The organism is Branchiibius cervicis, from assembly GCF_042661605.1.
In the GTDB taxonomy this organism is placed as follows: domain Bacteria; phylum Actinomycetota; class Actinomycetes; order Actinomycetales; family Dermatophilaceae; genus Branchiibius; species Branchiibius cervicis.
Genome location: NZ_JBHSWJ010000002.1, coordinates 3364971 through 3378202 on the forward strand (window position 1 = coordinate 3364971; position 13232 = coordinate 3378202).

Annotated in this window: 14 protein-coding genes; 7 read left to right on the forward strand and 7 right to left on the reverse strand. The window is 67.1% G+C overall.

Features of this window, described 5'->3' with window-relative positions; genetic code table 11:
* Window positions 1-3 precede the first annotated feature (3 nt).
* Window positions 4-741 (forward strand): dienelactone hydrolase family protein, encoded by a 738-nt coding sequence (locus ACFQBT_RS17440; protein WP_377824651.1) that lies wholly within the window; start codon window positions 4-6, stop codon window positions 739-741.
* Here the strand turns inward: ACFQBT_RS17440 and ACFQBT_RS17445 are convergent.
* Both ACFQBT_RS17445 and ACFQBT_RS17450 read right to left on the reverse strand, forming a co-directional pair.
* Window positions 709-1767 carry a zinc-binding metallopeptidase family protein gene (locus ACFQBT_RS17445; RefSeq protein WP_377824653.1) on the reverse strand — a complete coding sequence of 353 codons (1059 nt, stop codon included), beginning with the start codon at window positions 1765-1767 and terminating at the stop codon, window positions 709-711. The two genes, ACFQBT_RS17440 and ACFQBT_RS17445, sit on opposite strands and share 33 nt — an antisense overlap.
* A gap of 14 nt (window positions 1768-1781) precedes the next feature.
* Window positions 1782-2366, reverse strand: a complete 585-nt coding sequence (locus ACFQBT_RS17450; protein ID WP_377824655.1) for a GNAT family N-acetyltransferase — start codon at window positions 2364-2366, stop codon at window positions 1782-1784.
* Window positions 2367-2397: 31 nt separating this feature from the next.
* On the opposite strand from ACFQBT_RS17450, the gene ACFQBT_RS17455 reads away from it, so the two are divergent.
* The 3 genes from ACFQBT_RS17455 to ACFQBT_RS17465 are packed head-to-tail and all read left to right on the forward strand — an operon-like array spanning window position 2398 to window position 5577.
* The gene (locus ACFQBT_RS17455; protein WP_377824657.1) at window positions 2398-3003 is read left to right on the forward strand and encodes a TetR/AcrR family transcriptional regulator; all 606 of its coding nucleotides are present in this window, start codon (window positions 2398-2400) and stop codon (window positions 3001-3003) included.
* A 31-nt stretch (window positions 3004-3034) separates the two neighbouring features.
* Entirely contained in the window at window positions 3035-3958 is a 924-nt protein-coding gene (locus ACFQBT_RS17460; protein ID WP_377824660.1) for an ABC transporter ATP-binding protein, read from the forward strand.
* Window positions 3955-5577 carry an ABC transporter permease gene (locus ACFQBT_RS17465; protein ID WP_377824662.1) on the forward strand — a complete coding sequence of 541 codons (1623 nt, stop codon included), beginning with the start codon at window positions 3955-3957 and terminating at the stop codon, window positions 5575-5577. Before ACFQBT_RS17460 ends, ACFQBT_RS17465 begins: the two co-directional genes overlap by 4 nt.
* On the opposite strand, the gene ACFQBT_RS17470 is transcribed toward ACFQBT_RS17465, so the two are convergent.
* Window positions 5546-6277: a TetR/AcrR family transcriptional regulator gene (locus tag ACFQBT_RS17470; RefSeq protein WP_377824664.1), complete on the reverse strand. Its 732-nt coding sequence runs from the start codon at window positions 6275-6277 to the stop codon at window positions 5546-5548. The genes ACFQBT_RS17465 and ACFQBT_RS17470 overlap by 32 nt on opposite strands.
* A 123-nt stretch (window positions 6278-6400) precedes the next feature.
* Here ACFQBT_RS17470 and ACFQBT_RS17475 point away from each other — a divergent pair, with 123 nt between their 5' ends.
* Window positions 6401-7882: an MFS transporter gene (locus ACFQBT_RS17475; protein ID WP_377824666.1), complete on the forward strand. Its 1482-nt coding sequence runs from the start codon at window positions 6401-6403 to the stop codon at window positions 7880-7882.
* A 182-nt stretch (window positions 7883-8064) separates the two neighbouring features.
* Here the strand turns inward: ACFQBT_RS17475 and ACFQBT_RS17480 are convergent, their stop codons facing one another.
* The gene (locus ACFQBT_RS17480; protein WP_377824669.1) at window positions 8065-9567 is read right to left on the reverse strand and encodes a DHA2 family efflux MFS transporter permease subunit; all 1503 of its coding nucleotides are present in this window, start codon (window positions 9565-9567) and stop codon (window positions 8065-8067) included.
* 58 nt (window positions 9568-9625) lie between these two features.
* Window positions 9626-10189 carry a PadR family transcriptional regulator gene (locus ACFQBT_RS17485; protein ID WP_377824671.1) on the reverse strand — a complete coding sequence of 188 codons (564 nt, stop codon included), beginning with the start codon at window positions 10187-10189 and terminating at the stop codon, window positions 9626-9628.
* Window positions 10190-10384: 195 nt separating this feature from the next.
* On the opposite strand from ACFQBT_RS17485, the gene ACFQBT_RS17490 reads away from it, so the two are divergent.
* Entirely contained in the window at window positions 10385-11179 is a 795-nt protein-coding gene (locus tag ACFQBT_RS17490) for a trypsin-like serine peptidase (protein ID WP_377824673.1), read from the forward strand.
* Window positions 11180-11244: 65 nt separating this feature from the next.
* Window positions 11245-11862, forward strand: coding sequence for a GNAT family N-acetyltransferase (locus ACFQBT_RS17495; protein WP_377824675.1), 618 nt, complete (start codon window positions 11245-11247; stop codon window positions 11860-11862).
* On the opposite strand, the gene ACFQBT_RS17500 is transcribed toward ACFQBT_RS17495, so the two are convergent.
* Entirely contained in the window at window positions 11832-12473 is a 642-nt protein-coding gene (locus ACFQBT_RS17500; RefSeq protein WP_377824677.1) for a hypothetical protein, read from the reverse strand. The two genes, ACFQBT_RS17495 and ACFQBT_RS17500, sit on opposite strands and share 31 nt — an antisense overlap.
* Window positions 12428-13099, reverse strand: coding sequence for an MFS transporter (locus ACFQBT_RS17505; protein ID WP_377824680.1), 672 nt, complete (start codon window positions 13097-13099; stop codon window positions 12428-12430). Before ACFQBT_RS17505 ends, ACFQBT_RS17500 begins: the two co-directional genes overlap by 46 nt.
* Between the last annotated feature and the right edge of the window lie 133 nt (window positions 13100-13232).

Consider the following 13232-nt stretch of genomic DNA (forward strand, 5'->3'; position numbering starts at 1 on the left):
GTGATGATTTCGGTCGAGCACCCGGACGGTCCCGTCGAGGCCTACCTCGAGGTCGGTCCGAACGCGCCGGCACCGGGGGTATTGCTCTTCATGGATGCCATCGGTCTGCGCCCTCAGATCGACACGATGGCTGCGGAGATCGCATCGTGGGGCTACACGGTGCTGGCGCCCAACGTGTTCTTCCGGTTCGGCAGTGCTCAGGACACCTCCCCCGACGGGCCGCTGGACACCCCGGAGAAACGTGAAGCGTTCTTCGAGGGAGTTCGGCCACGGCTCGACACCCTCTCCGCGGAACGGATGAGCCAGGACGCCGCCGTCTTCCTGGCCGCACTGGTCTCCCGTCCGGAGGTGAGCGAGGGACCGATCGGGGTCGTCGGTTATTGCATGGGTGCCCGGTTCGCCACGATCGCCGCCGGTGACCACCCGCGACTCGTCGCGGCCGCCGCGGGCTTTCACGGCGGGGGGCTGGTCACGGACGACGAAGACAGTCCACACCTGCGAATCCCCACTGCGGGAGCAGAATTCGCCTACGGACACGCCGACAACGATCGTTCTATGCCACCAGAGGCAGTCGAAACGCTGGGCGCCACTCTGGAGGATTCCGGCCTCACCGCGATCAACGAGGTCTACTCCGGCGCGCCGCACGGATACACGATGGCCGACACCGCGTCGTACGACGAAGCGAGCGCCCAGCGCGCGATGCGAACGTTACGCGGGCTGCTGGACCGGACTCTGGGCTGAGGCCACCACCTGGTGGATGAAGGCCAGTTTGCGGGCGACCACGTCGTTGATCTCGAAGGGGTAGAGGTCCTTCTTGCCCATGGAGCGGTTGATCCGGTTGAAGAAGGTCTGCAACCAGTCCCAGTCTGACAGGACCGTCTCGAAAGGCTCTGCGCTGTAGTCGAATCGCGGTGAGATCGCCGGCCCGGCGTAATCATTGATGCGCTGAGTACTGAGCATCATCCCGCTGGCCGCAGCGGTCTCCATGGTGTCCGAGATGTGCAGATAGTGCGCGAAGCACTCGGCGAAGTCCTCCCACGGGTGCATTGTCGCGTACTCGGAGATGTACGACTCGCGCCAGTCCTGCGGAGCACCGAACTTGTAGTGCCGCGCGATCTCGTCGGAGTAGGACGTGCGCTCGTCACCGAAGAGGTCACGGCACTGCTCCAGCCGCGCTCCACCGGGCTGCTCGACCAGGATGCTCTGGTAGTAATGGCCCACCTCGTGGCGCAGGTGACCCAGCATGGTGCGGTAGGGCTCGCCGAGCCTGATACGCAAGCGTTCTCGCTGGTCGTCCAAGGACTCGGCCAGGTCGATCTGGATGACCCCGTTCGCGTGACCGATCGTCACCGGTTGGCCCGAGGTGATGCTGGAGAGCAGGTCGAACGCGAGGGCGCCGTCCTTCTGCCGATAGGTCTGCATCGGAAGACCGAGGTGTTGCAGCTGGTAGAGCAGCCGGCGCAGCCACTGCATGGTGTCGGCCAGTTTGTCCAGGCCGACCGGATCGGAGGCCTCGGGCCGTTTGCGAACGAACGTAGCTGCGGCACATGTACTTCGGCCCGTTACTGGGTCGACCAGCCAGTTGCACCCCCAGCTACGGTTGCCGCATTCGGACCATGCGATGCCGCCCACGTCGGCAACTTTGTCCTGCACCACATAGAACTGCGCGTCGGGTGGGTGGTAGCCGAGCCGGGCACCACAGACGGGACACGTCAGGGCTTCGAAGGACACTGCCGCCCGGCACCGGGGGCACCCGAAACTACGCACCCAGCCAACCTAGGTCAGCCGGCTCTGCAGCGCAGCCCGAACACCGGGCCATTCGTCGGCCAGAATGCTGAACACGACCGTGTCGCGCCACGACCCGTCCGATCGACGTACGTCGCGTCGCAGCGTCCCCTCGTACGTCGCGCCCGCCGCTCGATCGCGGCCAGCGAGCGGGCGTTGCGATGGTCGGTCTGGATCTTGACCCGGCCGAATCCGCAGCTGTCGAAGGCGTGTTCGAGCAGCAGCAGCTTCGTCTCAGGATTGACCGGACCACCCCAGAAGTCCCGACCGTAGAAGGTCGAGCCGATGTGCGTCTTCTCGTTGGCCAGGTCGATCTCGAGCAGTGAGGTGGTCCCGGCGAAGGTGCCATCGAGCAAGCGCACGGCATACGGCACGCTGGCCCGGTCGACCAGCCGGGATCGGACGAAGAAGGCGGTCCGATCGATGTCGGTGTGGGCGGTCTCGAACGGCCAGGCGCCGCTGGTGAAGGCGCGCGGGTCGCTCATCAGCGCGTGCATCGGCTCGATGTCCGCCTCAGTAAGGCGGTCGAGCCGCACGACCCGGCCGATCAGGGGGCCATCGGAGGGAAAGGTGCTGGGCACGCACCGAGGCTACGGGAGCGATACTGAGCCCGTGGCGACGGTCAGCGGTCGGAGCAGGGGGCGGGACTCGCGCGCCCAGATCCTGCTCGCAGCGCGGGAACTCTTCGCTGAGCAGGGTTTCGACCGGGCGAGCATGCGCGCGATCGCCGCCCGGGCGGGCGTCGATGCCGGGCTGATCTACTACCACTTCGAAGGCAAGGGCGATCTGTGGAACGCGGCTCTCACGCTGCCGACGGCGAAAACCGGGCTCCCTGAACCCATTCCGGCCGATAGCCCGGACCCGGGTGCTCAGCTGATGAGCGCCGTACTGCACTTATGGGACGACGATGAAGAGTTCCGCCAGCAGGCGACAGCAGTCATTCGGACGGCGCTGTCCCACCCGATGGCCGCCGCGACGGTTCGTCCGGTCCACGAAGCCTTCGTCCGCGAGTTGATTTCACAGGTCGTCGCGCCGGACCAGCAGCGGCTGCGCGCAGCGTTGATCGGCTCGCATGTGCTCGGGCTGATGATCGGCCGGCACATCGCCCACTTTCCCGCCGTCGCCGAAGCCTCTGTCGAATCACTGGTGGCGGCGAGTGCACCCACGATCAACCGGCTCCTGACCGAACCCCTGGATGGCGGGTACCCTTCGAGTTGAACGCTCGTTGAAACTGTGCGGAAGGCCCTCTATGTCCACCACCAGCGACCCGGCGATCCGGACCGACGGGCTGATCAAAAAGTTCGGCTCATTCCGCGCCCTGGACGGACTCGATCTGCAAGTGCGCACCGGCGAGGTACACGGGTTCCTCGGGCCCAACGGGGCCGGAAAGTCGACCACCATCAGGGTCTTGCTTGGTCTGCTGAAGGCCGACGGCGGACGGGCTGAGCTGCTCGGATCCGATCCGTGGGGTGATGTCGTGGCGCTGCACCGACGCTTGGCCTACGTGCCGGGGGATGTCGTTCTCTGGCCGGGGCTGTCCGGCGGGGAAGCCATCGACCTGCTGGGAAATCTGCGCGGCGGACTGGACGAGGATCGGCGCGCCGAGCTCATCGATCGCTTCGAGCTGGACCCGACCAAGAAGGGCCGGCAGTACTCCAAGGGCAACCGGCAGAAAGTGGCGATTGTCGCCGCGCTGGCGGCAGACGTGGAGCTGCTGATCCTGGACGAACCCACCTCCGGGTTGGACCCGCTGATGGAGGCGGTCTTCCAGGACGAGATCGCGAAGGAGAAGACGAAAGGTCGCACCATCCTGCTGTCCAGCCACATCATGAGCGAGGTCGAAGCGCTCGCGGACCGGGTCAGCATCATCCGGCAGGGGAAGATCGTGCAGACCGGAACCTTGGAAGACCTACGGGGACAGACTCGCTCGACGATTCACGCGGTCCTGGAACACCCGCCGACCGACGTGTCGTCGCTGGACTTCCTGCACGAGCCGACCCTGGATGAGCATCACCGGCTGGCGGCAACGGTCGACCCAGACCGGATCAACGAGGCAATGGCCGGCCTGGTGCCGTACGGAATGTCCTCGCTGACCGTCGAGCCGGCGTCGCTGGAAGAACTCTTCCTGCGCCTGTACGACGACCCGCCGGCCGGCGAGGACGCGGCCGAATGACCGCCGCTGCACGACACTCCGCCCGCACCGGACAAGGCATCCGCCTTGTCGGCGTGCGACCGCTGCTCGTTGTTTCGATGCGGCAGGACGCGCGGAACTTCGCACCGTGGATCGCGATCGTCACCGCCTTGTCGGCTTCGTCGATCCTGGCCTACCGGTGGATCTTCACCGATACCCAGGATCGTCGGCAGTTGGCCGGCACACTCGGCGCCAACCCGGCGCTGTCCTTGATCTTCGGCCCCGCGCGTGACCTGCTGACCGCCGACGGCTTCAACGCGTGGCGGGCCGGCCAGCTCGGCGCTCTCTTCTGCGCACTCATGACGATCCTGCTCGTCGTGCGCAACAGCCGCGCCAACGAGGACTCCGGGCAGGCCGAACTCATCGCCTCCGGTGTCATCGCCCGCGGCTCGCGCCTCGCGGTGGCCCTCGCAATGGCTGTCATCGCGTCCGTTGCCCTCGGCGTGGTGTGCTTCCTGGTGACCTGGGCCTGCGGCGGCGGCTTCACCGCGACGTTGTTGCTGTCGGCGACCTTCACCGCCGCAGGACTGATGTTCGCCGGCGTCGCCGCGGTGAGCGCCCAGGTCGGCTCGGACGCCCGGACCGCCACCGCGATGGGCCTCGGCACGCTGGGCATCTGCTACGTACTGCGCGGATATCTGGACGTTTCTTCCGCGCCGGAGTGGACGCAGTGGCTGACCCCGCTGGGCTGGTTGGAGAAAGTGGCCCCGGCGACCGACAACAACCCGTGGCCACTGCTGCCGGCGCTCGCCCTGACCGCGATCCTCTTCGCGTGCGCCTTCGCACTCCAGGCCCGTCGGGACTTCGGTCAGGGCCTCGTGGCCACGAAACCCGGCCCTGCCCGCGCCGGCCTCGCCGGGAACGTGTGGGGCTTCGCGCTCAAACTCCAGGGGCCGTCGCTGATCGCGTGGCTGGTGGCCTTCGTCGCGCTCGGCCTGCTCTTCGGCACGTTGTCGACGTCCATGAGCAAGCTGCTGTCCACCAATCCGGGCATGGCGGCCGCGCTCGGCGGCAGCGACCCGGCGGATCTGAACTTCGCCTTCCTGGTCACGATCCTGTCCCTGGTCGGGATCATCGCTGCCGTGATGGGCGTGCAACTGGTGTTGCGTATGTACGACGAGGAGATCAACTTCCGCGTCGAGCCGCTGTTGGTCGCATCCTTGCGCCGATCGACCTACTTCGCCTCCAACCTGCTGTTGGCCCTGACCGCAACTGCTGTCGCGATGATCGTCGCGGGGACCGGCATGGGCCTGGTCGCACACGCCCAGGACCATCAGATCGCCACGTACGACGTGATCCGGCAGGCCGTCGTGACCATCCCCGCCGTGTGGGTGCTGGTCGGGCTTGCTGCGGCAGCGGTCGGCCTGGCGCCCTCTCGCCGGATCATCGGATGGGCCGGTGTCGTGGCAACGTTCGGGCTGACCCTGCTTGGCCCGACGTTCAAGCTGCCGGAGTGGGCGCTATCGATCAGCCCGCTGCATCACATCCCGAACGTCGTTGCCGCACATGCGGATTGGTCCGGACTTGGGTGGGTGGCCGTCGTGGCTGCCGTCTTCATCGCGACCGGGTTCATCGGCTTCCAGCGTCGCGACGTCCTGTAGCCGGGGCGTCCGCCTGCAGCCGCAGCCCCGCCAGGATCAGGTCGAGTCCGGCCCGGAACTGCTCGACGTCCTGGTGCACCGCGAACTCGTCGACGATGTAGTGGATGAACGGGTATTCCTGCGGATCCAACGACCGCCACTGCTGGGAGGCGCGAGCCATGTAGGCATCGCGGGAGAGGTCTCCGGACACGACGGCTTCGGGCAGTTCCTGGCCCATGTCGGCGGCCGTCCCGATCACGAACCCCACGACGGCGGACGTCGCGTGGAAGGCCTGACGGGGCGTCAGCCCCAGCCGCATCACCTGCTGGCCGATCTTCTCGTAGATGCGCAAGGAGTTCTCCTGCACCGAGGTGTCGCGCATCAGGTAGGAACCCAACCAGGGCCGGTCGACGATGGCGTCGAACAGGGTGACCGCGATGGTGCGGATGTCGTCGATCGGGTCGTCGCTGCCCACCGTGTCGATGGCCGCCACCACATCTGCCATCACGAAGTCCGCGGCCCGGTCGAGCAACTCATCCCGGCTCGAGACATACCAGTAGATGCTGCCCACACCGCCCCCGAGGCGCGCTGCGAGCGCCCGGAAGGTCAGCCCGGAACCGCCCGCCTCGTCCAGGATCCCGACTGCCTCGCTCAGCACCGACTCCAGCGAATGTGATGCCCGCTTCCGACGGGTCGGCCGACGGGTGGGCTGGCTGGTCATAGCTCCTATCCCACCACACGGCGTACCCGGACTTGCGGCAGTATCGAACGCGGTTCTATTATCGAACCACGTTCCATTACCGAACGTCGTTCGATACTTACACGACCAGCCCCAGGAGCACCCATGACCACGATCCCGACCGCGGGGCCGCGCACGTACCCGTCATTGCGGGCGGCGTGGATCCCGATGGCTGCGCTGTGTTTGGCCTTCTTCGTCGAGATGGTCGACAACACCCTGTTGACCATCGCGCTACCGACCATCGGCCGTGACCTGCACGCCGACACCACCGCCCTGCAGTGGGTGACCGGCGCCTACTCCCTGACGTTCGGCGGCCTGCTGTTGACCGCCGGTTCCAGTGCCGACCGCTTCGGTCGCCGGCGGGTCCTGTCCTACGGCTTGGCCGCGTTCGGCGTGATCAGCCTCGGTGTCGCGTTCGTGCACACCAGCGGCGAACTCATCGCGCTGCGAGCCGCGCTCGGTCTGGCCGCGGCCGCCATGGCTCCGGTCACCAACTCGCTGGTCTTCCGGCTCTTCGACGATCAGACCCTACGGATGCGGGCCATCACCGTGATGATGGTCGTCGGCATGTCGGGCTTCATCCTCGGCCCGGTCCTGGGCGGCACCGTACTGGCACACCTGTCCTGGCACTGGCTGTTGCTGGCCAACGCCCCGATCGCACTGATCGCCTGGCTGGGGGTCCGGGCCGGCGTACCGGCGGATCACCCGGACGATCTGACGGACGACCGACTCGACCTGCCCGGCGCGGCCCTGTCCATCGCCACCATCGGACTGGGGTGCTACGGCCTGACCAGCGGCGTCGAGCGTGGCTGGACCGCACCGCTGACCATCGGTTGTTTCGTCGCCGCGATCGCCGCCCTGACCGGCTTCGTCCTGCGCGAGCGCACGGCTGCGGAGCCGATGCTGGACCTGGGTTACTTCTCCCGGGGGCCGGTCCGCGGCGCAGCCATCGCGCAGGTGGGCACATCGATCGCGATGGCCGGTGCGATGTTCGCGCTGATCCTGCACTTCCAGTACGCGTGGGGTTGGAGCCCGATGCGCGCGGGATTGGCCAACCTGCCGATGATTCTCACGATGATCCTCGCGACGCCGATCTCCGAGGGCCTGGCCAAGAAGTTCGGTCACCGCGTCGCCTGTCTGGTCGGCGCCGCCTGCCTGGCACTCGGGCTGGCCGGCCTGGCGTGGGGCGCCGAGCACGGCTACTGGGCGATCGCGATCTCGATGGTCGTCATGACGATCGGCCTGCGGACCGTCATGACCATCTGCGCAGTCGCCTTGGTCGACGCGATGCCGGCGAACCGTACGTCGATCGGTGCCGCGCTCAACGACACCGCTCAGGAGGTCGGTACCAGTGTCGGCACCGCGATTGTCGGCACGCTGATCGCCGTGCTCGTCACGCAGGTGCTGCCCGAAGGCACCTGGAGCACGGGTCTGGTCGACACGTTCTTCCGCGGTGAGCGGATCCTCTTCACGATCCTGGCCGTCGTGGTCGGTGTGATCGCCGCCGCCGGTGCCCTCACCCTGACCGACTCCCGCAGCGTCGAGGAGCACGAGGCACCCGAACCGGTCGCCGCCACCACCTCCTGACGTACGACGGGTCGGGACGCCCGCGGGCTTGCTCGCACCCCGATTGGCGACGAAACCGCCACGAGCACGGCGGGTCGTGGGCCCGACGTACCTCGATTCGTGACGAAACCGCCACGAGCTTTACCGCCGAGACAGCCGAGGGGCCGGCCGCCAACGCGACCGGCCCTTCGGATCAAGCAGATTCAGGCGGCGGGTTCCGGCTCGGGGCCGGCACTCGGCGTACCTGCCTCATGCTCGGCAGGGCCCGCTTCGTGCCTGCCCCGGGTCCGAACCACCTGGTGAGCCGGGGACGCGAAGAACATCGAGATGAACAGACCCACCAGCAGCGCGATCACCGGCAGCCACAGTGACTGCGACATCGCCGTGGAGAACGGCACTCCCACCTGCGGCGGCAGTTTCGTCCCGGGCGCCTCCTGAGCGGAGTTCGCTGCGGAGGCCATCGGGCCGAGGTTGGCGGTCAGCCGGGCGGAGATGACGGCCGCAATGGCCGCACTACCCAACACCGCACCCACCTGACGCGTCGCGTTGTAGACACCCGATCCCGCACCGGCGGAGCTCATCGGCAGGTTGCGCGTGGCGGTTGCTGCCAGCGGCGCCCAGAGGAAGGCGTTGCCGATCCCGAAGAGCGCCATGGCCAGGAGGATCTCCCACACCGCCGACGTGGTGTTGACCACGAAGGTCAGCCAGATCAACGCCACCGCCGAGGCCAGGAATCCGGTCGCCGCGAGGATCCGCGGGTGCACCTTGTCGGTCAGCCGGCCGACCACCGGAGCCAGGAATCCGGTCATCAGTGCCATCGGCACCATCAACAGGGCCGACTGGGTCGGGGTCCAGCCGCGGACCGTCTGCGCCCACAGCGTGAAGGGGAACGCGAAGGAGGTGATGCAGAAGGACACGCAGGCGATCGCCAGGTTCGACAGCGAGAAGTTGCGGTCCTTGAAGAGGCTGAGCGGGATCAGCGGCTCGTTCTTGTTCTTGGCCTGCCAGAAGATGAACACCGCGAAGAGCACCAGGCCGGCGATGATCAGCAGCGGCACCGAGATGATCCCCTTGATGGTGCCCCAGTCGTACGTCGGGCCCTCCTGGATGCCGAAGACGATGAGGAGCATCGCGGCCGCCGAGAGTACGACGCCGAGCCAGTCGAACTGGTGGGAGTGGGTTTCCAGCTCCGGCACCAGGCGCATCGCCAGCACGAAACCGATGATGCCCACGGGAACGTTGATGAAGAAGATCCATTCCCAACCGGGGCCGTCGACCAGGATGCCGCCCAGGATCGGGCCGACCAGCGTCGCCACCCCGGCTGTCGCACCCCACAAGGCCATCGCCTTGCCGCGTGCCGTCGGTGGGAAGGTCCGGGTGATCACCGCCATCGTCTGCGGGGTCATCAGCGAGGCACCCAGGCCCTGCACCACGCGCGCGGTGATCAGCATCGAGATGGAATCGGTCAGACCACACCACAGCGACGACACCGTGAAGAGGGTCAGACCGATCAGGTAGATCTTCTTCGGCCCGAAGCGGTCACCCAGGCGGCCGGTGATCAGCAGCGGCACGGCGTACGCCAACAGGTAGGCACTGGTGACCCAGATGACGCTGTTGTAGTCGGTGTGCAGCTTCTCCCGGATGACGGGCGTCGCGATGGTGACGATGGTCGAGTCGACCAGGATCATGAAGAACCCGATGACCATGGCCCACAGGGCCGGCCAGGGTTCGCCGGCGCAGTGGGCTCGACGCCCCTGCGGTCGGCTAGTTGTTCGGCCATGAGTACTCCTCAGTCTCGATGAGTTCGATGGTGCGCGCGAGCCATTCGTGCTCGGCGCTGAACATCTGGTGCAGGTAAGAGCCCGACAACAGGACAACGGGGTCGACGCCGCGCGTCCTGGCAGCCTGCTGGCCGCTCTCGATCATCACCAGATCGGTCTCGATCGCGGCCATCCGCTCCTTCAGGCTGCTGATGGCGACCTCGCGGGGAAGGAAATGCACTTCGCCGATCGCCACGGGGAAGGACGGGTAGTCCGTGCCCCATTCGCGCAACAGATCTGCGACCCGGTCGGTGAGCGCACGTTCGCCGGCGGGCAGAATGCGGTACGTCGTGCGTTCGGGTCGATTACCTTCTCGTTCAACGGAGTTCACCGCCACGAGGCCATCGGAAAGCAGCCGCTCGACCGTGTGGTAGAGCGAGCCCGGCCGGATCTTGAGCACCCGATCCTGATGCCGCTCCAGCAGCGTCTGGTGCATCTCGTAGGGGTGCATCGGGCGCTCGCGCAGGAGCGCCAGCATCGCGATGGCCAACGGTGTCAACGCCGCCATGAACCCTCCGTTCCATGACATTTAGTCCGCATCAAATATTCCGCGTGGACTATTTAACCCGGTGTCCGGCACTTTGGCAAAGGTCCACCCCTGCGAACCACAGCTTTCGCCCACATGACATCCAGCGCGCTCCCAGCGTGTTAGGAGTGAATGTCCTTGCCCCACAATGACATTCGGTGCCGATAGACTCTGCTTGTGAATCGCAGACTCCGAGCCTTGCTCGGCTGCGCAGCGCTGTCCAGCGTCATGCTGGTCGCCCCGGGGGCGCAAGTGCGAGCCGAAGCCATGCCATCGAACATCCCGCAGTCGCACACGACCGCGCCGGTCAGGACCGTGGGTGCGCTGTTCGCACCCGGTTCCGGCGGGCAGCACAGTTGCACGGCGACGGTGTTGGCCAGTCCCACCCAGGACCTGATCATCACTGCCGCGCACTGCCTGTCCGGGACAGGTGCCGGATGGAGCTTCGTGCCGGGTTACGACGCAGGGAAGGCACCGTACGGCGTGTGGCACGTGACCGCTGTTTACGTGCGGCCGCTGTGGCAGAGCCAGCAGAGTTCCCTGGCCGACATCGCGATCCTGCGTGTGGCCAAGCAGAACCGCGCCGGGCACTCCGTGGGGATCCAGCAGGTCACCGGCGGGATCCGGCTCGCCACGGAAGCCGCGCCCGGCACGGTCACGACCGTCACGGCGTACAACGCAGGCAGCCGAGATCGGCCGATCACCTGCACGCAGCGGCAACTGCGCCAGGACGGCTACCCGATGTTCGAGTGCGGCGGGTACGTCGGCGGCAGCAGCGGATCCGCGTTCGTGGCGGGCACCGGCAAGTCGGCCCGCATCACCGGGGTGATCGGCGGTCTGCACCAGGGCGGATGCGTGGACTACGTGTCGTACTCATCGCCGTTCCGGCTCGGGGTCATGTTCCTCTTCGCCCGTGCTGTCCTGCACCGCGCAGGTGACAACGTGGTTCAACCCGGCGGCGACGGCTGCTGAGGGCCAGCCCGCAATCGGGTCGAGCGGACTATGTCGCGGGGGACGACCCCTGGTTACGGTGAGACATGGCCGGTGACCCGTCGTACGCCATTGCAGCGCTCAGCCCCGAGACCTGGCCGGCGTTCGACGCCCTGGTCCAGCGGCACAACGGAATCTTCGGCGGCTGTTGGTGCATCTGGTTCCACCCCGACGGCCCCGAACGCGGTCAGGGGGCCGAAGCGAACCGAGCGCTCAAGAGGCGCTACGTCGACGAGGGCACCGCGCATGCCGCGCTGGTGATGGCGGGCGATGAGGCCATCGCGTGGGCCGAATTCGGAACCCCGGCCGAACTGCCGAACCTGCACCACCGCAAGCAGTACGACCAGACCAAGACCCGGGATCCCGACTACCGGATCACCTGTGTGTTCGTCGACAAACGCTACCGGCGGCAGGGCCTGAGCGAAGTCGCGATCCGCGGTGCGCTGGACCTGATCGCGCGATCCGGCGGCGGACGGGTCGAGAGCTATCCGCACGACCTGACCGAGCAGACCAAGAAGATGTCGTCGTCGTTCCTTTACAACGGCACGAGGCGGATGTACGAGCGGCTCGGATTCACCTACGACCGGTCCAAGGGGCTGAAGAACTGCGTGATGGTGACCACCGTTGCCCCGGCTCAGACCGCGGGAGCCGGAGCGACCCGGTAGCGCACGAAGGCCGGTACCGCCATGGTCACCGCCACGACCAGCACCACGACCAGGACGCCGCCGCCCGTCGCGGCAGCCGCGGTGCCGACCACGGCCGCCGCCCCACCGTGCACCACGTCGGCGATCCGCGGGCCGCCCGCGACGACCACGATGAAGACGCCCTGCAACCGGCCGCGTACGTCATCGGCTGCCGCCTGCTGCAACATCGTGGACCGGAACGCTGCCGAGGCCATGTCGGCCGCGCCCCCGATCGCGAGCGCGACGAAGGCGACCCAGAAGGCGACGCCGATGCTGCCCGATGCCCGCCACACCGCGAGGCCGAAGACCACCATCGCCAGACCCCACACGATGATGGCGACCACCACGGCCGCGCCCTGACGCGTCACCCGGGACACCCAGCCGGAGAAGACGCCGCCGACCACGGCACCCAACGGGATAGCGGCGAACAACAGCGCGAACGCCAGACCGCCGTCGATCGGGCCGCCGAAGCTCTCGTGGGCGATCTGCGGGAAGAGTGCCCGCGGCATCCCGAAGACCATCGCGATGATGTCGACGACGAAGGACATCAACAGCACGGTGTGCCCGCGCAGGTAGGCGAATCCTTCGAGCACGGAACGCAGTCCGGCCCGGCCCACCTTCTCCAAGGGGGCAGGGGCGGCAGCTTGACGACCGCCCACAGCGTGGCGAACAGGCATAGCGTGTCGATCAGGTACAGCGCCGAGTAGCCCAGGACGGGGATCAGTGCGCCGCCGACCAACGGACCCGCGATGGCGCCGGCCTGCATCACGGTCATGTTCAACGAGTTGGCGGCCGGCAGGAGCTCACCGGGAATGATCCGCGGCAGCAGCGCGCTGCGGGTGGGCTGGTTGACGGCGAAGAACGCCTGCTGCGCCGCGAAGATCAGCAGGATCACCCACACGTTGGACCAGCCGAACTCGGCCTGCGCCCAGAACAACGCGCTCATGGCGATCAGACCGATGGTGGTGATCATCAGCAACTGCCGCCGGTCCATCACGTCGGCCAACGCACCGCCGTAGAGCCCGAAGATGATCAACGGCACCAGTCCGAAAACGCCGGTCAGTCCCACGTAGAACGAACTGCCGGTGATGGCGTAGATCTGAGCGGGCACGGCCACGACGGTGAGCTGGGCGCCGATCACCGTGACGATGTTGGCCGTCCACAATCTCCGGTAGGCGGGGACGCCGAGCGGTCGGGTATCCGCCAGTGCGCCACGCATCCTCACAAGATCGACAGTCTACGTTTCTGCGCCCTCCGACAGCCCATGGTGACCACCCGGCAAATACTTGGTAAAGAGGTGACAGATCTACACCTTTTGGCCTATGGACGGCCTGGGACGGGCGTCAATCCGG

Excerpts from the sequence above, each read along its gene's own strand:
- ACFQBT_RS17505 (WP_377824680.1), bottom strand. The coding sequence starts at position 13,099 with ATGCGTGGCGCACTGGCGGATACCCGACCGCTCGGCGTCCCCGCCTAC.
- ACFQBT_RS17480 (WP_377824669.1), bottom strand. The coding sequence starts at position 9,567 with ATGGTCATCGGGTTCTTCATGATCCTGGTCGACTCGACCATCGTCACC.
- ACFQBT_RS17485 (WP_377824671.1), bottom strand. The coding sequence starts at position 10,189 with ATGGCGGCGTTGACACCGTTGGCCATCGCGATGCTGGCGCTCCTGCGC.
- ACFQBT_RS17495 (WP_377824675.1), top strand. The coding sequence starts at position 11,245 with ATGGCCGGTGACCCGTCGTACGCCATTGCAGCGCTCAGCCCCGAGACC.
- ACFQBT_RS17460 (WP_377824660.1), top strand. The coding sequence starts at position 3,035 with ATGTCCACCACCAGCGACCCGGCGATCCGGACCGACGGGCTGATCAAA.
- ACFQBT_RS17475 (WP_377824666.1), top strand. The coding sequence starts at position 6,401 with ATGACCACGATCCCGACCGCGGGGCCGCGCACGTACCCGTCATTGCGG.
- ACFQBT_RS17470 (WP_377824664.1), bottom strand. The coding sequence starts at position 6,277 with ATGACCAGCCAGCCCACCCGTCGGCCGACCCGTCGGAAGCGGGCATCA.
- ACFQBT_RS17440 (WP_377824651.1), top strand. The coding sequence starts at position 4 with ATGATTTCGGTCGAGCACCCGGACGGTCCCGTCGAGGCCTACCTCGAG.
- ACFQBT_RS17465 (WP_377824662.1), top strand. The coding sequence starts at position 3,955 with ATGACCGCCGCTGCACGACACTCCGCCCGCACCGGACAAGGCATCCGC.